At 62.5% G+C, this 17,501-nt stretch carries 17 protein-coding genes; 14 read left to right on the top strand and 3 right to left on the bottom strand.

Annotation, left to right across the window (positions count from 1 at the left end):
* The 7 genes from ACXJ7R_RS09470 to ACXJ7R_RS09500 form a co-directional block, all read left to right on the top strand.
* On the top strand, nt 1-1,288 hold a 1,288-nt coding region (locus tag ACXJ7R_RS09470), incomplete at its 5' end, for an acyl-CoA dehydrogenase (protein ID WP_457151610.1).
* Nucleotides 1,289-1,338: 50 nt separating this feature from the next.
* Entirely contained in the window at nt 1,339-2,511 is a 1,173-nt protein-coding gene (locus tag ACXJ7R_RS09475) for an acyl-CoA dehydrogenase family protein (RefSeq protein WP_457151611.1), read from the top strand.
* Between the two features lie 83 nt (nt 2,512-2,594).
* Nucleotides 2,595-3,803: an acetyl-CoA C-acetyltransferase gene (locus ACXJ7R_RS09480; RefSeq protein WP_457151612.1), complete on the top strand. Its 1,209-nt coding sequence runs from the start codon at nt 2,595-2,597 to the stop codon at nt 3,801-3,803.
* Between the two features lie 15 nt (nt 3,804-3,818).
* Entirely contained in the window at nt 3,819-6,035 is a 2,217-nt protein-coding gene (locus ACXJ7R_RS09485; protein WP_457151613.1) for a 3-hydroxyacyl-CoA dehydrogenase NAD-binding domain-containing protein, read from the top strand.
* Nucleotides 6,036-6,232: 197 nt separating this feature from the next.
* Nucleotides 6,233-6,538, top strand: coding sequence for a DUF3303 family protein (locus ACXJ7R_RS09490; RefSeq protein ID WP_095082325.1), 306 nt, complete (start codon nt 6,233-6,235; stop codon nt 6,536-6,538).
* A gap of 159 nt (nt 6,539-6,697) precedes the next feature.
* Nucleotides 6,698-7,348, top strand: a complete 651-nt coding sequence (locus ACXJ7R_RS09495; RefSeq protein WP_095082323.1) for a S24 family peptidase — start codon at nt 6,698-6,700, stop codon at nt 7,346-7,348.
* 9 nt (nt 7,349-7,357) lie between these two features.
* A complete protein-coding gene (locus tag ACXJ7R_RS09500; RefSeq protein ID WP_457151614.1) occupies nt 7,358-8,209 on the top strand; it encodes a thermonuclease family protein in 852 nt (283 codons plus the stop codon).
* On the opposite strand, the gene ACXJ7R_RS09505 is transcribed toward ACXJ7R_RS09500, so the two are convergent.
* Complete coding sequence (locus tag ACXJ7R_RS09505; RefSeq protein WP_457151615.1) at nt 8,175-9,821, bottom strand: lysine--tRNA ligase; 1,647 nt, start codon at nt 9,819-9,821, stop codon at nt 8,175-8,177. The genes ACXJ7R_RS09500 and ACXJ7R_RS09505 overlap by 35 nt on opposite strands.
* Before the next feature lie 157 nt (nt 9,822-9,978).
* Here ACXJ7R_RS09505 and ACXJ7R_RS09510 point away from each other — a divergent pair, with 157 nt between their 5' ends.
* Nucleotides 9,979-10,392, top strand: coding sequence for a tellurite resistance TerB family protein (locus ACXJ7R_RS09510; protein WP_167392009.1), 414 nt, complete (start codon nt 9,979-9,981; stop codon nt 10,390-10,392).
* Between the two features lie 18 nt (nt 10,393-10,410).
* Here ACXJ7R_RS09510 and ACXJ7R_RS09515 read toward each other — a convergent pair whose 3' ends face one another.
* Nucleotides 10,411-11,262: a transporter substrate-binding domain-containing protein gene (locus ACXJ7R_RS09515; protein WP_457151616.1), complete on the bottom strand. Its 852-nt coding sequence runs from the start codon at nt 11,260-11,262 to the stop codon at nt 10,411-10,413.
* 257 nt (nt 11,263-11,519) lie between these two features.
* On the opposite strand from ACXJ7R_RS09515, the gene ACXJ7R_RS09520 reads away from it, so the two are divergent.
* From ACXJ7R_RS09520 to ACXJ7R_RS09530, 3 genes are all read left to right on the top strand, one after another.
* Nucleotides 11,520-12,251, top strand: coding sequence for a helix-turn-helix transcriptional regulator (locus ACXJ7R_RS09520; protein WP_095082317.1), 732 nt, complete (start codon nt 11,520-11,522; stop codon nt 12,249-12,251).
* Between the two features lie 97 nt (nt 12,252-12,348).
* Nucleotides 12,349-12,987: an acyl-homoserine-lactone synthase gene (locus tag ACXJ7R_RS09525; protein WP_095082315.1), complete on the top strand. Its 639-nt coding sequence runs from the start codon at nt 12,349-12,351 to the stop codon at nt 12,985-12,987.
* A gap of 14 nt (nt 12,988-13,001) precedes the next feature.
* Nucleotides 13,002-13,751 carry an enoyl-CoA hydratase-related protein gene (locus ACXJ7R_RS09530; protein WP_457151617.1) on the top strand — a complete coding sequence of 250 codons (750 nt, stop codon included), beginning with the start codon at nt 13,002-13,004 and terminating at the stop codon, nt 13,749-13,751.
* Nucleotides 13,752-13,819: 68 nt separating this feature from the next.
* Here ACXJ7R_RS09530 and ppk2 read toward each other — a convergent pair whose 3' ends face one another.
* Entirely contained in the window at nt 13,820-14,728 is a 909-nt protein-coding gene (gene ppk2, locus ACXJ7R_RS09535) for a polyphosphate kinase 2 (protein ID WP_457151618.1), read from the bottom strand.
* A 184-nt stretch (nt 14,729-14,912) separates the two neighbouring features.
* On the opposite strand from ppk2, the gene ACXJ7R_RS09540 reads away from it, so the two are divergent.
* The 3 genes from ACXJ7R_RS09540 to ACXJ7R_RS09550 all read left to right on the top strand — a co-directional run.
* Nucleotides 14,913-16,178 carry a sensor histidine kinase gene (locus tag ACXJ7R_RS09540; protein WP_457151619.1) on the top strand — a complete coding sequence of 422 codons (1,266 nt, stop codon included), beginning with the start codon at nt 14,913-14,915 and terminating at the stop codon, nt 16,176-16,178.
* A gap of 113 nt (nt 16,179-16,291) precedes the next feature.
* Nucleotides 16,292-17,017, top strand: a complete 726-nt coding sequence (phoU, locus tag ACXJ7R_RS09545) for a phosphate signaling complex protein PhoU (protein WP_457151620.1) — start codon at nt 16,292-16,294, stop codon at nt 17,015-17,017.
* A gap of 91 nt (nt 17,018-17,108) precedes the next feature.
* A partial coding sequence (locus tag ACXJ7R_RS09550) for a CorA family divalent cation transporter (RefSeq protein ID WP_457151621.1) occupies nt 17,109-17,501 on the top strand: 393 nt, incomplete at its 3' end.

The following is a 17,501-nucleotide window of genomic DNA, read 5'->3' on the forward strand; positions in this document are numbered from 1 at the left end:
GCATTGCGGTACCGATCTTGGCCTGCTGCGAACCAAGGCGGTGCCGAATGGCGATGGCACCTACAAGATTTCAGGCCAGAAGATATTCATCTCGGCCGGCGAGCACGACATGTCGGACAACATCGTCCATCTGGTGCTGGCCCGCATCGAGGGCGCGCCTGAAGGCGTCAAAGGCATCTCGCTGTTCATCGTGCCAAAGCTCAAGCTCGACGCATCAGGCAATCCCGGCAACAGGAACACCGTCTCCTGCGGTTCGATCGAGGAGAAGATGGGCATCCACGGCAACTCGACCTGCGTCATGAACTATGACGAGGCCGAAGGCACGTTGCTCGGCGAGGCCAATGGTGGTTTGAAGGCGATGTTCACGATGATGAACGAGGCGCGCCTTGGCGTTGGCCTGCAAGGGCTGTCGCTGTCGGAGATCGCCTACCAGAACGCCGCCGCCTACGCCAAGGATCGCTTGCAGGGCCGCTCGCTGTCGGGGCCGAAGGCACCGGACAAGAAGGCCGACCCGATCATCGTCCATCCCGACATCCGCCGCAGCCTGATGACCATGAAGGCCTTCAACGAGGCCGGCCGCGCGCTGGCGCTGTGGACGGCGATCAAGTCCGACGTCGCCCACCGCTCCGGCGACGACGAGGACCGCCAGGCCGCCGACGACTACACCGGCCTGTTGACGCCGGTGGTCAAGGGCGTGCTCACCGACAAGGGGTTCGACCACGCCGTGATGGCACAGCAGGTGTTCGGCGGTCACGGCTACATCGAAGAGCACGGCATGAGCCAGTTCGTCCGCGATGCCCGCATCGCCATGATCTATGAAGGCGCCAATGGCATCCAGGCGCTCGACCTTGTCGGCCGCAAGCTCGGCTTGAATGGCGGCCGCGCCGTGCAGGCCTTCTTCAAGGAGGTCGGCGAATTCTGCGAGGAAAACYGTTCCGACGAGAAAATGGCGCCGTTCACCAAGGCGCTGAAGAAGGGCCTCAACGACCTGCAGGGCGCCACCATGTGGCTGCTGCAGAACGGCATGGCCAAGCCCGACAATGCCGGCGCCGCCTCGACCGATTTCATGCATCTCTTCGGCCTTGTGGCGCTGGGCTACATGTGGGCGCAGATGGCCAAGGCGGCGCTTGGCAAGACGGGGGCCAACGGTTCGCAGTCCTTCTACGACAACAAGGTTGTGACGGCGCGCTTCTTCATGGAGCGGATCATGCCGGAAACCGGCGCTCACCTCGCCCGCATTTCGAGCGGTGCCGACACGCTGATGGCCCTGCCGGCGGAAGCGTTCTAAGCTCGRACGCCGGCACCGCCGGTCCTGTCAGTCGATACGCGGAGGAAATCGTGGCGACAAATCCCGCCGAAGTGCTCTCTTTGCCGAAGCCCGCCTGGGCGGCGGATGAGGTCGGCATGCTCTACGACATGGCGCACCGCTTCATGTCGGAGGAAATCGCGCCGCGCTACGACGAATTCGAGAAGAACGAGATGGTCGACCGCGAGAGCTGGTTGAAGGCCGGCGCTGCCGGTCTGCTCTGCGCCTCGATGCCGGAGGAATACGGCGGCTCGGGCGGTACCTTTGCGCATGAGAGCGCCATCATCGAGGCCATAGGCCATGTCGGTGTCGATGGTTTCGGCATCGGCCTGCACAATTCGATCGTCGCCCCCTACATCCTCCACTACGGCTCTGAAGAGCAGAAGAAGAAATGGCTGCCGAAGCTGGCGACCGGCGAGCTGATCGGCGCCATCGCCATGACCGAGCCAGGTGCCGGCTCCGATCTGCAAGGCGTCAAGACGCGGGCCGAGAAGGATGGCAACCATTACAAGATCAACGGTTCCAAGACCTTCATCACCAATGGCCAGCTTGCCAACTTCGTCATCGTCGTCACCAAGACCGATCCGGAGAAGGGCGCCAAGGGCACCTCGCTGATCGTCGTCGAGACCGATGAGGTCAAAGGCTTCCAGCGCGGCCGCAACCTCGACAAGATCGGGCTGAAGGCCAACGACACGTCGGAGCTGTTCTTCAACGATATGCGCGTGCCGACGTCCAACCTGCTCGGCCACGAGGAAGGGCAGGGTTTTGTCCAGCTGATGCAGCAATTGCCGCAGGAGCGGCTACAGATCGGCACCAGTGCCATTGCCATGATCGAGCGGGCACTGGCGCTGACCATCGATTATGTGAAGGAACGCAAGGCGTTCGGCAAGGCGATCATCGATTTCCAGAACACCCAGTTCAAGCTGGCCGAACTCAAGACCGAGGCAACCATCGGCCGGGTCTTCTACAATGACTGCGTCGCCCGCCACATCGCCGGTGGCCTCGACCCGGTGACGGCGTCGATGGCCAAATACTGGCTCAGCGACCTGCAGGGAAAAGTCGTCGACGAATGCCTTCAATTGCATGGCGGCTATGGCTACATGAATGAATACCCGATCGCCCGCATGTTCCGCGACGCCCGCGTCCAGCGCATCTACGGCGGCACCAACGAGATCATGAAATTGCTGATCGGACGCTCGCTCTAATGCATGTCGTCCAAAGGTCCCATTTTTGGGAGATCGACATGCATCAGTCCAAAGCCGTTCGATAAACCCAAGGAGCAAAAAAGATGGCCGAAGCTTATGTCTATGATGCTGTGCGCACCCCGCGCGGCAAGGGCAAGAAGGACGGATCGCTGCACGAGGTGCCGGCGGTGCGGCTTGCCGCCAAGACGCTCGAGGCATTGCGCGATCGCAACGGGCTCGACACCGGCAATGTCGACGACATTATCTTCGGCTGCGTCGATCCGGTCGGCGAGGCGGGCTCGGTCATTCCGCGCGCCGCCGCTTTCGAGGCTGGCTACGACACCAAGGCGCCTGGCATGCAGATCTCGCGCTTCTGCGCTTCGGGCCTCGACGCCATCAATTTCGGCGCCGCCAAGATCGCGCAGGGCGCCGATGACATCGTCATCGCTGGCGGCGTTGAATCGATGTCGCGGGTCGGCATGGGCGCCTCTGGCGGCGCCTGGTTTATGGATCCTTCCGTTGGCCTGCCCGGCTGGTTCGTGCCGCAAGGCATCTCGGCCGACCTGATCGCCACCAAATACGGCTTCTCGCGCGACGACGTCGACGCCTATGCAGTCGAGAGCCAGAAGCGCGCGGCCAAATCCTGGGCCGACGGCCGCTTCAAGAATTCCGTCATTCCGATCAAGGACCAGAACGGCCTGACCATCCTCGACCATGACGAACACATGCGTCCGTCGACCGACATGCAGTCGCTGGCCTCGCTCAACCCGTCCTTCGTCATGCCCGGCGAAATGGGTGGTTTCGATGCCGTCGCCGTGCAGAAGCACCCCGAGGTGGAAGAGGTCAACCACGTCCACCATGCCGGCAATTCGTCCGGCATCGTCGATGGCGCCGCCGCCGTGCTGCTCGGCTCGAAGAAGGCCGGCAAGGCGATGGGGCTGAAGCCGCGCGCTCGCATCCGCACCTTCGCTAACATCGGGTCCGAACCGGTGCTGATGCTGACCGGTCCGGTCGACGTCACCGAGAAGCTGTTGAAGCGCGCCAAGATGAAGCTGTCGGATATCGACCTGTTCGAGCTCAACGAGGCCTTCGCCTCGGTGGTGCTGCGCTACATGCAGGCCTTCGATATCGAGCACGACAAGATCAACGTCAATGGCGGCGCCATCGCCATGGGCCATCCGCTCGGCGCCACCGGCGCGATGATCTTCGGCACGGTGCTGGACGAACTCGAGCGCCGCGATCTCAACACCGCGCTGGTGACGCTGTGCATCGGTGCCGGCATGGGCACCGCAACGATCATCGAACGCGTCTGACAGGGGAGAGAAATCATGAGCTACACCAATTTCACCCTCGACATCGACGCCGACGGCATTGCGCTGGTCACCTGGGACATGCCGGGCCGCTCGATGAACGTCTTCACCGAAGAGGCGATGCTGGAACTGAACGCCATCGTCGACATGGTGGCGGGTGATGCCGCCATCAAGGGCGCGGTGATCACCTCCGGCAAGGACACCTTCTCCGGCGGCGCCGACATCACCTTGCTGCAGAAGATGCTGACCACTTTCGCCGCTGAAAAGGACAAGGATGTCGAAAAGGCCACCAAGGCGCTGTTCGACCAGGCCGGCACTATGACCGGCCTGTTCCGCAAACTTGAAACGTCGGGCAAGCCGTGGGTGTCGGCGATCAACGGTACCTGCATGGGCGGCGCCTTCGAATTGTCGCTCGCTTGCCACGGCCGTGTCGCCGCCGATAGCGACAAGGTCAGGATGGCGCTTCCCGAAGTGAAGATCGGCATCTTCCCGGGCGCCGGCGGCACCCAGCGCGTGCCGCGGCTGACCGATCAGCAACAGGCGCTGCAGATGCTGACGTCCGGCCAGACACTGTCGCCGCAGAAGGCCAAGTCGATGGGCCTGATCCATGAGATCGCCGAACCGGCCAAGCTGGTCGACACCGCCAAGGCGATGATCAGGAACGGCCTGAAGCCGGTGGCGCCGTGGGACGAGAAGGGGTTCAAGCTGCCCGGTGGGCAGATCTATTCGCCCGCCGGCTTCAATCTGTGGCCGCCGGCCATCGCCATCCTGCGCCGCGAGACCTATGGCAATTATCCAGCTGCCGCCGCGATCTTGAAATGCGTCTATGAAGGCCTGCTGGTGCCGTTCGACACGGCCCTGCGCATCGAGCAGCGCTATTTCACCGAGATCATGCAGACCCAGGAAGCGGCGGCGATGATCCGCTCGCTTTTCGTGTCGCTGCAGGAACTGAACAAGGGCGCGCGTCGCCCGGCCGGCGTGCCGGAAACCAAGTTCAAGAAGATCGGCATTCTCGGCGCCGGCTTCATGGGCGCCGGCATTGCTTATGTCACCGCCAAGGCGGGCATTCCGGTGGTTCTGCTCGACCGCGACATGGAGTCGGCCGCCAAGGGCAAGGCGCATTCCGACAGCCTGGTCTCGGATCAGGTGAAGAAGGGCCGTGCAAAGCCCGAGGAGAAGGACAAACTTCTGTCGCTGATCACGCCGACGGCTGACTATGCCGACCTTGCCGGCTGCGACCTGGTGGTCGAAGCGGTGTTCGAGGATTCCGCCGTCAAGAAGAGCGCCACCGAGCAGGCGGAAGCGGTGCTTAAAGCCTCGGCCATCTTCGCCTCCAACACCTCGACCATCCCGATCTCGTCGCTGGCCAAGAACTCGGCGCGGCCGAAGAACTTCATCGGCATCCATTTCTTCTCGCCGGTCGACAGGATGATGCTGGTCGAGATCATTTTAGGCAAGAAGACCGGCGACAAGGCGCTCGCGACAGCCATCGATTTCGTCCGCGCCATCAAGAAGACGCCGATCGTCGTCAACGACACGCGCGGCTTCTATGTCAACCGCTGCGTGCTGCGCTACATGTCGGAAGCCTACAAGATGCTGATCGAAGGGGTGCCTGCACCCATGATCGAGAATGCGGCGAAAGCCGCCGGCATGCCGGTCGGCCCGCTGGCCCTGACCGACGAGACGGCCATCGACCTCGCGCAGAAAATCATGAAGCAGACCATGCGCGATCTCGGCGACACCGCAGTCGACCAGAAGCAAATGGCGTTGATCAACACAATGGTCGACGACCATGGCCGCTTCGGCCGCAAGAATGGCAAGGGTTTTTACGACTATCCCGCCAAGCCGGCCAAGAAGAAGCTGTGGCCGGGCCTCAAGGACCTCTATCCGCAGCTTGCTGCCGAGAAGCTCGATTATGAAGAGCTGCAGCAGCGGCTGCTGGTCACCATCGCGCTGGAAGCGGCCCGGGTGATGGAAGAGGGCATCGTCACCGACCCGCGCGAGGCCGATGTCGGCTCGATCCTGGCCTTCGGCTTCGCGCCCTACACCGGCGGTGCGCTGTCCTATATCGACGGCATCGGCGCCAAGGCATTCGTCAAGATCGCCAAGAAACTGCAGAAGAAATACGGCGCCGAATTCAAGGCGCCCAAGCTGTTGCTCGATATGGCCGAGAAGGGCGAAACCTTTTATGAGCGCTTCAATCCTTACGCCGGTGACGTGAAGCAGGCAGCCTGACGCGGGCCGATCTATGTCTGGGTGCGGCGGCAGCGCTGGGCGTCCTTCGGAGACGCAAAGGACGCTTGTCACCCTTTAGTCTGCGTATGATGGCCACGGCACGTAGCCGTGGCCGGCGCGCTTCAGCTTTCCCATGCGGTCCGTCGGTGATAAATTAGCTTTTGCTAACCTAAAGTTGGCAGAAGGACGTAATCGTCATGCGTATGATGCTGAGAGTTTCCATCCCGGCCGAGGAAGGCAACAAGGCGATCAAGAACGGCAGCATGGCCAAGTTCATCGAGCACACCTTGTCCGACCTCAACCCGGAGGCCGCCTATTTCACCGCCGACGGTGGCCGGCGAACGGCCTATCTCGTGGTGGAGGTAAAGGACAGTTCGGATATGCCCTATGTCGCCGAGCGGTTCTTCTTCGCCTTCAATGCCAGCGTCGAGATGATCCCGGTGATGAACGCTGAGGAACTCAGGAAGGGCTTGCCGAGAGCGATGGCGGCGATGGCCGGATAGGTTCATCGGCGATCATTGATGTCCGATCACTGAACCGCGCGTCGTTGTCGCGGCGGCACACAGTTTTGTCGGCAATCCGCCTGCTGCGCCCGGTGGACATGGCGGCGGTTGCGCGTTAGACAGGAAGAGGCATTTTTTCCTGTTTCGAGGAGAGCGAGCTTGCTCTCGCATGACCGTGTCTGGGCTGCCATAGATGCTCTCGCCGAGCGCTATTCGCTGTCGGCTTCGGGGCTGGCCCGGCGCGCGGGGCTCGATTCGACGGCCTTCAACAAGTCGAAACGTCTGTCGTCGGATGGCCGGCCGCGCTGGCCGTCGACCGAATCGCTTGCCAAGATCATCGAGGCGACAGGGGCTACGCTCGACGAATTCACCGGCCTGATTGAGGGCAGGGCCGCGTCAGCCCAGGAAGCACGGGTAGCCCACAGGCGCTCGGTGCCGTTGCTCGGCTTTGCCCAAGCCGGCGCCGGCGGCTTCTTCGATGATGCCGGCTTTCCGGCCGGGCAGGGCTGGGACCTGGTCGAACTGCCGGCGCAATCGACGGAGAGCTCCTATGCGCTGCAGGTGCAAGGTGATTCCATGCTGCCGCTCTACCGCGATGGCGACGTCCTCATCGTCGAGCCGGGCGCCATCACCCGCAAGGGCGATCGTGTCGTCGTCAAGACCACCGCCGGCGAAGTGATGGCCAAGGTGCTCGAGCGCCAGACCGTCAGGTCGATTGCACTGGTCTCGCTCAATCCCGATCATCCGGACCGCGACATTCCCATGCGCGATGTCGAATGGGTGGCGCGGATTGTCTGGGCAAGCCAGTAGGTCCGGCTGGTGCGGCTCCCTCATCTTGTCCTGGCGGTTCTGATGGTCCCGGCGATGGCGGCAATGGTCGTCGCTGGCGGTCGCACGCTGAAGGGAAGTGCAGGCGTAGTCACGGTGGATCAGGTCGATCCGGGCGCCGACACGATCTCGCAGGAGGGCGCCGAGACCGTGCTCGCAGAGCCGGCGACATCCGCCATAACCGCTCCGCAGCCGCCAAAGCCGGCGTCACATTCGAGGGCGATCGATCCTGAAATTATCGTACCACCGGAACTGCCCGCCGAGGGGCTTGAGCGTGTCGAGCCGCGCGAGCCGTTGAGCAAGCTGGCGCTGGCCGTGCCGCCCAGGCCGAAAATGCCCGACGACTGGAACGGGACAAAGCTGTTCCAGCCGGTCGCGCAGGCCGCCGGCCTGATCGAGGCCAAGGGCTATTCGGTCGCGGTGTCGGGCATCGACATCGTCAGGCATGACGAGACCTGCAGCGATGACGGCAAAGCCTGGCCGTGCGGTATCCGGGCGCGAACGGCGTTCCGCGCCTTCCTGCGCGGCCGCGCGGTGGTCTGCACCGTGCCGCCCGAGGGCGGTCGCGACCTGATCGCCGCCGAATGCCGGATCGGCAAGCAGGATGTCGGTCAATGGCTGGTCGAAAACGGCTGGGCTCGGGCCGCCAAAGGTGGACCCTATGTCGAGGCCGGCGACAAGGCGCGCACGGCCAAGAAGGGCATTTTCGGATCGGCGCCGAACCTTTCCGACATGCCGGCGATGCCGGCCGCACCAAGCCCTGCGCCTCAGGCGCCGAGCTCGATCCTGGAAGAGGTCGACGGCGTTCTCAAGCCAGCTGACCAGCCAGCGCCCGCTCAATGAGCGCCCGCGTCTCGGCAATGCCATAGAGCGCGGCGAACGAGCCGAAGCGCGGGCCGCGCTCCTGGCCGATCAGCACCTGGTAGATCATCTGGAAGAAGGCGCCCGACACGCCGGGGCCACCTTCCGGGCTCTGCTTGGAGTGATCCTGATAGCGTTCGATCCTACGTGCGACATTGAGCGAAGCGTTCTGGATCGCTTCGCCGTTGGCGTCCGTCGGCAGCGCGCCAAGCGCCGTGTCGAGGGCTGCCAGCGCCGCGCGCTCGACCTCGTCGGCGGGGCGGAAGGTCTTCGTCGGCTTCACGAAATCGTCGAAATAGCGGATCGCATGGCCGACCAGCTGGTCGAGCTCGGGATGCGTCTTAGGCGTCACCCCCGCGGTATGACGCGAAATGAAGCCCCACAGCACATCCTTGTTCTGCGCGTTGGAAGCGCTGACCAGGTTGAGCAGCAGCGAGAACGGCACCGGCATGTCGATGGCCGGCGGGTTGCCGTCATGCATATGCCAGACCGGGTTGCCCAGCCGCTCCTTCCAGTCCTGCCGCGGGTAAGCCGCAAGGAAGGTGTAATACTCGTCCACTGCTCTCGGGATGACATCGAAATACAGCTTCTTGGCCTGCCGCGGCCGCTGGTACATATAGAGCCCGAGGCTCTCGGTCGGCGCATAGGTCAGCCACTCGTCGATGGTCAGCCCGTTGCCCTTCGACTTCGAGATCTTCTGGCCGTTTTCGTCGAGGAACAGCTCATAGACGAAATGCTCTGGAGCACGCCCACCCAGGATGTTGCAGATGCGGTCATAGACCACCGCATTGGTCTGGTGGTCCTTGCCGAACATTTCGAAATCGACGCCGAGCGCTGCCCAGCGCATGCCGAAATCCGGCTTCCATTGCAGCTTCACCCTGCCGCCGGTGATCGAAAGAGTGGTCTCGGTGCCTTCATCGTCGAAGGTAATGGTGCCGGCCTTGGCGTCTACATGCTTCATCGGCACGTAAAGCACGCGGCCACTTTTCGGCGAAATCGGCAGGAACGGGCTGTAGGTGGCCTGCCGTTCGGAGCCGAGCGTCGGCAGCATCACCGCCATGATCTGGTCATAGCGTTCTGCGGCGCGCAGCAGCATCGCGTCGAAGCGGCCCGACTTGTAATATTGCGTCGCGCTGGCGAACTCGTRGTCGAAGCCGAACGTGTCCAGGAAGCGGCAAAGCATCGCGTTGTTGTGATCGGCAAAGCTCGCATAATCGTCGCCGAACGGATTGGGCACCGACGACAGCGGCTTGTGCAAATGTGGCTCCAGCGCTGCGCGATCCGGCACGTTGTCGGGGATTTTGCGCATGCCGTCCATGTCGTCGGAAAAGCACAGCAGCTTGGTCGCAACCTTGTCCTGCGTCAGGACGCGGAAGGCGTGCCGCACCATCGTCGTGCGCGCCACCTCGCCGAACGTGCCGATATGCGGCAGGCCGGAGGGTCCGTACCCGGTCTCGAACAGGATGGTTTCAGGAAAGTCGGTGCCTTTGTAGCGTCCGATGATCTTCTTGGCTTCCTCGAACGGCCATGCCTTGCTCTCGGTCGCGGCCGCCAGCAGCTCGGGATTGAGATCGAAGATGTTTGATCCCGCCATGTCACAGTTTTCCAAATAAATCGCCGGTGTTGCCCGAAGCAGGGGTTTTCAACCGGTCTCTAGGCGTGCGTGGCCGGAGCGTCAACGCGTGCAGCGCTTTTTCCTTGCGGTGCCGATACCGCTTTCCTACCTTCGGAGCCCATTCAAGGAGCACAGAATGCCGTTGCCGACGCCGCATGAAGCGCTGATCTACCTGATGGTCATCACCTCGGCTTCCGATCGCGACATGACCGATGTCGAGCTGGCCCGGATCGGCGACGTCGTCCGTTCGTGGCCGGTGTTTGAGGATTTCAACCACGACCGGCTGGTCGGCGTCGCCCAGGCTTGCCAGAAGATGCTGAATGAAAAGGACGGCCTAGAAGGCGTTCTTGCGCGGGTTGCCGAGGCGCTGCCCGAGCGCTTGCGCGACACCGCCTATGCCGCCGCCTTCGAGGTGGCCGCCGTCGATCTCGAAATGCGCATGGAGGAAGTCCGGGTGCTGCAGCTCATCCGGCGTCAGCTTGACCTCGACACCTTGACGGTCGCCGCCATCGGTCGTGCCGCCAAGGCGAGGCTGCGCACCCTGACTTAGGGCGCTGCCTTTCGGGGCCTAGAAAAAGCTGACCGGGAAATAGCGCAGATAGAATTCGGCGAACGTGCCTTTCATCGAGATCTCCTGCAGCGCGTAGTCGAACGCGGCGGCCAGTGCTGGATCGTCCGCCCTGGTGGCGATGGCCATGCCAGAACCCAGGTATTCGGGCGCTAGATACGGTCCGCCGGCAAAGCGGCAGCAGCCGGCCGCATCCGATCCGCCCAGCCAGAAGGCCAGCCGCATGCCGTCGCCGAAGGCGGCGTCGAGCTTGCCGGCCTTGAGATCGGCATAGAGATCTTCCGGCCTGTCGAAGGGGACGATCTGAACGGTGTTGAAATAGTCGCGCAGCATGCGCTCATGCGCCGAGCCGGCGAGCACGCCGACACGCTTGCCGCGCAATTTGTCAAAGACCGGGTCGGTTAGATCCTTGCTCTTCTGCGTGACGAAGCGGGCCGGGAACTGCAGGTAAGAGCGTGAGAAGGCATAGGTCGAGCGCGATTCGGCCGTTGCGGCGATGCCGGCGATGATCGCTTCGCCCTCGCCTTTCTGCAGCGCGCCTTCGAGCTCTGCCCAGGGCAGGGCCTGGATCTGGCATTTGTCGACAATACCCAGCTCGGCGCAGATGGCGCGCGCCAGATCGATATGGAAACCGGACAGTTTTCCCGAGCCGTCAAGGAAATTGAAGGGTGGAAAATCCGTGGTCGTCAGGAAGCGCAGCCGGGGCAGTGCCGAAAGGTCCGGTTTCGGCAGCCGCTCCTTTGCATCCCACAGCACCGGCACCTGCGGCTCAGCGGCGCGCGCGGTACCGGCGACCGACAGCGCTGCGATCAGCAGCGACGCAAGAGCCAAAGACCTCCACTGGAACGCCACGATAAGACTCCGCCGCAGTCGTGTTGGCAGGTTTTGGTACGAAAATGACAAAGGTACAATGCTTTTTGATTTCAACGCGTCAATTTCAGGATATGCTTTAGGGAGTTTGCAAATAGCAGTGGCTGCCTTGGTTGGGGGACCAAGGTGAGAACCACGACCGGAAACATGCGGTTTGCAATCCGTGGTCGGTGGTGAAGTGCAAACGAAGCACGCATCATTGGTCGCAATGCATGAGGCAACATAGGGTTGATGTTGCGATGGGTCAGTTCGATCGCACGCTGGAATTCATAGACCAACTGCAGCACGCCGGAACGGCGGCGGCAGTCTGCGAAACGTTGCTGGGTGTAACGTCGGATTTCGGGCTCACCGCTCTGATGGCGGGAACCGTGCCGCAGCCGGGCACGCCAAGCGGCCAGCAAAAGCAGCATGTGCTTCTGTGCGACTGGCCTGTTGAATGGCTGGAGCGCTATGTGGCGCGCAACTATGTCGATCACGACCCGGTCGTCAGCCACATGAAACAGCTGCAGGCGCCGTTCCAGTGGCGCGAAGCCTCACAGGGCGCCCGCATCGACAAAAGCAGCGGCGAAGTGATGGGCGATGCCGGCGCGTTCAAGTTGCGCGACGGACTGGCCTTCCCGCTGATCACGCTCGACGGTCAGATCGTCATGGTGTCGCTGGGCGGCGAGGCAGTCGAATTGTCGGCGGCCGATTTCGGCCTGGTGTCGCTGGTGTCGACCTATGCGGTCGGCCGCGCCATGCAGCTCCACACGATGGCGAGCAACACCATCGATCACATCGTACTGACGCCGCGCGAACGCGAATGCCTGCAATGGGCCGCCGTCGGCAAGTCCGAGTGGGAGATATCGCAAATCCTCGGCATCTCCGAACATACCTCGGAGAAACATCTTCTTAACGCCAAAAGCAAACTTGGTGCCGTCAACCGGGTTCAGGCGGTCGCCGAAGCGATAAGGCGGGGCTACATTAGTTAGGTCGGCCGTGCCGGCCTAGCAATTCTAGCCTACGCGATCACGCAATTTTCTCATCGAAGCACGGCCGTATCTTCCTCTGAAACCAGGAGATGACGGAATGCTTTTTTCTCTCACAACCCAAGAATTGATGGAACGCCCGGACCTTTGGGAGGCGGTCCATCGCTTGCGCTACAAGATATTCGTCGAGGAGATGGGATGGGAGGACCTCAGGCGCCCCGACGGGCTCGAATGCGACCAGTTCGATCATGACGAGGCCGTCCATCAAATCGTCATAAGGGGCAGTGAAGTCGCGGGCTACCAGAGGCTTTTGCCGACGACGCGGGGACATCTGCTGACCGAGGTGCTGACCGACCTCTTTGAAGGAACGCCGCCCTCCGGACCCAACATCTACGAGTTGACCCGCTATGCGGTCGCTCCAGGTTACCGCGATGGCCGTCGCGGCGTGTCAACCGTCGGCACCGAGCTGATCGCTGGCTTCGTCGAGTGGGGACTGAAGCGCAACGTCAACCAGGTGATCATCGAGTTCGAGCCGATGTGGGTGCTGCGTGCATTGCAACTGCATTTCCTGGCGACCCCGCTGGGTTATCAGCGCACCTATGGCAACCAGCAGGTCGTAGCCACCTTGCTTACGTTCAACGAGCACACGCTCGATGTGGTGCGTTCGCGCCGCAATCATTTTGCTCCCGTGCTGACCAGGGGATACCCCGACATGCTCGGTCAAAGGCGTGCGTCGTGAAATCGGAGACAGTCATGAGCCCCCATCCGCAACCAGAACTCCGCAACCACACGCTAATTGTCACCGTATCGTCGAATGACGGCCGGCCGGTGCTGGACAGAAGAGCCTATGAAAGCCTGGCAAAGACCTTCCATGAAGCCGCCGACAATGAGGAGGTGCGCGTCGTCGTGCTGCGCGGCCTGTCAGGCTGCTTCTGCCTCGGCGGCGATTTCTCCGAGTTCCTCGACGCCACCAAGCACCAGAAACTGATCGCCGCCGTCACCGATCTGTTTCGCACGCTGGCGACGTTCCCCAAACCCATCCTTGCCTGCGTCGATGGCGATGCCGTCGGCGTCGGCTGCACGATCCTGTTCCATTGCGACATGGTGATCGCGTCCGATCAAAGCACGTTCCGGGTGCCGTTCGTCGATTTCGGCCTGGTCCCGGATGCCGCGACCAGCATCCTGGCGCCGCAGAAACTCGGCTATGCCGGTGCTTTCCGCTTCTTCTGCCTCGGCGACACACTTCGCGCCGAGGATGCCAGGGCGCTCGGCCTCGTCGCCGAGATCGTGCCGGGCGGCAGCGTCGAGGACGCGGCCCTCGGCCGGGCGAGACAACTTGTCAAGAAGCCGGTCGCCGCCTTGCTGCAGACGCGCGGCCTGCTCAAGGGCAACACCGGCGCGCTGTGCGACCGTATCGATCAGGAGATTTCGCTTTTCCAGCAGGCGCTGCAGGACGACACCACGCTGCGGCGATTGCAGCGCATAGCCCGGCTGGTGGCTTGAACGGTCCGACCGAAAGGCGCCGATGACGAACGCKCCGCGCGGCCTCTGGCTGCGCGGCGCAAAAGACGTCAGTCTTGCTTTCCCAGAAACGACGGCCCTTCGCCAACGATCTTCTTGTCTTCCTTGCCGATGATGTCGAGATCGCGCCCGTCATAGGGCAGCGATAGGAGGATGCGCCGAATGACCCCGAGYCGCGCGCGCCGCTTGTCATTGGCCCGTATGATGATCCACGGCGCGAATTCTTTGTGGGTGCGCTCGAACATGGTGTCTCGGACCTTGGTGTAGTCGTCCCACTTGGTGATGCCGGCAACGTCGATCGGTGAAAACTTCCAGCTTTTCAGCGGGCTGAAGCGGCGATCGTGAAAGCGCTCGAGCTGCGTCTCCTGCCCGATGTTCAGCCAGAATTTGAAGAAGTGGATGCCCTCATTGGCGATCATCCGTTCGAAATGCGGTGTCTCGTCGAGAAACTGCTCGTGCTGCTGCGGCGTACAAAAACCCATCACCGGCTCGACGCCGGCGCGGTTGTACCAGGAGCGGTCGAAGGTGAGGAACTCACCCGATGTCGGAAAATGGTCGACATAGCGCTGGAAGTACCACTGCCCCTGCTCTGTCGGGGTCGGCTTGGTCAGCGCCACGTTGCGCGCGGTACGAGGGTTCAGGTACTGGCGCAGCACGAAGATCGTGCCGCCCTTGCCGGCGGCGTCGCGGCCCTCGAACAGCGCCATCACCCGTTTTCCGGTCGACTGCAGCCACGCCTGCGCCTTGACCAGCTCGATCTGCAATTTCTCGAGTGTGTCGTCATACTCCTCGCTTTTCATCTTCTTGTCGTAGGGGTAACCGCCGGCGGTCAGCTTGTTGTCCTCGACCCAGTCGGGAAGTACGGGATTTTCAATATCGAACTCCCGCTCCTTGCCGCCGATCCTGATCTTCAGCGGACCCGAAGTCGGCACGGCGGGAGTTTCCTTGGCTTTTTTCATCGAGACGAACCCTTTTCTGCTTCCGGACTCATGCTATTGGGAGCCACTACAGCACTTTTGATTTTGCGCATGATCCTTTCAGAAAATCGATTCCGATTTTCTGGGTCATGCGTTAGACCAGTCGCGCGGAAGTTTCCGTCGCCGGTCGACCGGGTGCGAGGCAAGGGTGCGGGCGCGCGAGCGAATGGCTGACCTGGACGCAGAGCAGAGTGGCATGGCGCGAGGCCTGGCGGTCCGGCTGTGGAGCAGCCGCTGGCTGCTGATCGCCGGTGTCGTCGCGGTTCTCGCTGTATATGCCTTGGCCGCCATATCCGGCTTTGTCGTCTTTGCGGCGCTGGCGCTGCTGCTTGCAGCGGCAATGCTGCCGGTCACCGGCACGCGCCAATCGGCCGAGAGTGCCGCGGCGATCGAGGCAATCGGCCTGCAACGGCTCTCCGGCGAATACCTTGCGGCAGCCGTCGCCGATCCGCTGATCATCTTCGACCGGACCGCCACCATCGTCCACGCCAATGCCGCCGCTTTCGCCGCCTTCGGCGGGATCGCGCCCGGTCTGTCGCTGTCGTTGAAATTCCGGGCGCCGGAAATGCAGGCTCTGCTGGACGGCGTGCTGTCGGGCGATGTCGCCTCTGACGTCGTCGACTATACGGAGAAGCTGCCGGTCGAACGGGCTTACCGGGTGAGTGCCTCCTCGGTCGGCCACGGCACCGATCTTTATGTGCTGGTGTTCAAGGACCAGAGCGAAGCGCGCAGGATCGACCGCATGCGCGCCGATTTCATAGCCAATGCCAGCCACGAACTGCGCACGCCGCTCGCCTCGATCTCCGGCTTTATCGAAACGCTGCGCGGACCGGCCCGCAACGACCCGGCGGCGCGCGACCAGTTCCTGCAGATCATGCAGAGCCAGACCGGGCGCATGGCGCGCCTGATCGATGATTTGTTGTCGCTGTCGCGGCTCGAGATGAAGCCCTATCTGAAGCCGGGAACCGAGGTCGACCTGCGCGAGACGGTCGACAGCGTCATCGATTCGCTCGGACCGCTGGCCAGGGAAAACAGCGTTGTCGTCGAACGGGATTACGCCGACGGCCCGCTTGACGTGCCGGGGGATCGCGACGAGCTCTTCCAGGTTTTCGAGAACCTCCTGGAAAACGCCTGCAAGTACGGGCAGTCGGGCGGCCGCGTGGTGGTGTCGATCGCGCGCGGCGATCCCGGCTCGGAGCCAGGCATCGACGTGACCATCAGGGACTTTGGCCCCGGCATTCCCGAGGAACACATTCCGCGCATCACCGAGCGCTTCTATCGCGTCGATGTCGAGACCAGCCGCACTCAGAAGGGAACCGGCCTCGGTCTGTCGATCGTCAAGCATATCCTGACACGCCACAATGGCCGGCTTTCGATCAAGTCCGAGTTCGGCAAGGGCGCTGCCTTCTCGGTTCATTTGCCGACGCACTGATACTGCCCTAGTTTTCCACGGGACCGTTTCTTTTTTCTGTCATCCGGCTAGCGTATCAGCGGGGATTCGAGGAAACGACTCAAAACAAGACACCCGTGGGAAGGCATTTCGCCATGCAGTCCGTGCATATCATGAGCGCCTATGACGAGGAGCTGAAATATCTGTCGAAGCGCATCGCGGCGATGGGCGGCCATGCCGAGCGTATGGTCGAACAGGCGGTTGCCGCCCTCGTCAATGCCGACCCCGGCCTCGCCCAGAAGGTCATCCGCGACGATGCAGTGCTCGATGAAGGGCAACGCGAAATCGACGACAAGGCGATCATCATCATCGCCAAGCGCCAGCCGATGGCGACGGACCTGCGCGAGATCGTCGGCGCCATCCGCATTTCCGCCGACCTCGAACGGGTCGGCGACCTCGGCAAGAACGTTGCCAAGCGGGTGGGCGCCGTCACCGACGGACGCCAGCCGACCAGCCTGTTTCGCGGCCTCGAAGCCCTGGCCAATCTGGCGCTGACCCAGCTCAAGGAAGTGCTCGACGTCTACGCATCGCGCTCGGTCGACAAGATCGGCTTCGTGCGCGACCGCGACGACCAGATCGACGCCATGTACACGTCGCTGTTCCGCGAATTGCTGACCTACATGATGGAAGATCCGCGCAACATCACGCCGTGCACACATCTGCTGTTTTGCGCCAAGAACATCGAGCGCATCGGCGATCACGCCACCAACATCGCCGAGACCATCTACTACATCGTCACCGGCGAGCAGATGCCGGCCGAGCGGCCGAAGGGCGACAAGACCGACAAGATCAGCCTTTCCGCGATGCCTCCGGTTAATTGAACGGTCGCACTCTCGAACCATCATCCGAATTGCGCTAGACTTTCCAGGCTTTCCTGTATCCTCGTCCGTGGATTTGCTTCGGGAGGTTGTGATGGAAAATGTTCGGAACCTGACTCCGGCGCCTGCGCCGACCTCCGGCATTATCGCTTCCGGCGTCTACACGGCTGGGCGTCGCATCGCCGACATTCCCATCGAGGAGGCCGGCGAATGGGCAAAAAAAACCGGTCATGTCGTCTGGATTGGCCTGCTCGAGCCCGACCGCAACCTGCTGCTTCGCGTCCAGGCGCAGTTTCACCTGCATGAACTGGCGATCGAGGACGCCGAGCACCCGCACCAGCGGCCGAAGATCGAGCAATATGGCGACGCCTTGTTCATCGTCGCCCGCACCGCGCAGCTGATCGACGGCCGGGTCACCTTCGGCGAGACCCATTTGTTCGTCGGCAGCGGCTACATCGTCAGCGTCAGGCATGGCCCGTCCACATCC

Source organism: Mesorhizobium sp. P5_C1, from assembly GCF_054049815.1.

What these genes read in the sequence shown, in the direction of transcription:
- ACXJ7R_RS09490 (WP_095082325.1), top strand. Translation starts at nt 6,233, where the DNA reads ATGCGTATGATGCTGAGAGTTTCCATCCCGGCCGAGGAAGGCAACAAG.
- ACXJ7R_RS09525 (WP_095082315.1), top strand. Translation starts at nt 12,349, where the DNA reads ATGCTTTTTTCTCTCACAACCCAAGAATTGATGGAACGCCCGGACCTT.
- ACXJ7R_RS09485 (WP_457151613.1), top strand. Translation starts at nt 3,819, where the DNA reads ATGAGCTACACCAATTTCACCCTCGACATCGACGCCGACGGCATTGCG.
- ACXJ7R_RS09480 (WP_457151612.1), top strand. Translation starts at nt 2,595, where the DNA reads ATGGCCGAAGCTTATGTCTATGATGCTGTGCGCACCCCGCGCGGCAAG.
- ACXJ7R_RS09530 (WP_457151617.1), top strand. Translation starts at nt 13,002, where the DNA reads ATGAGCCCCCATCCGCAACCAGAACTCCGCAACCACACGCTAATTGTC.
- ACXJ7R_RS09510 (WP_167392009.1), top strand. Translation starts at nt 9,979, where the DNA reads ATGCCGTTGCCGACGCCGCATGAAGCGCTGATCTACCTGATGGTCATC.
- ACXJ7R_RS09520 (WP_095082317.1), top strand. Translation starts at nt 11,520, where the DNA reads ATGGGTCAGTTCGATCGCACGCTGGAATTCATAGACCAACTGCAGCAC.
- ACXJ7R_RS09540 (WP_457151619.1), top strand. Translation starts at nt 14,913, where the DNA reads ATGGCTGACCTGGACGCAGAGCAGAGTGGCATGGCGCGAGGCCTGGCG.
- phoU (WP_457151620.1), top strand. Translation starts at nt 16,292, where the DNA reads ATGCAGTCCGTGCATATCATGAGCGCCTATGACGAGGAGCTGAAATAT.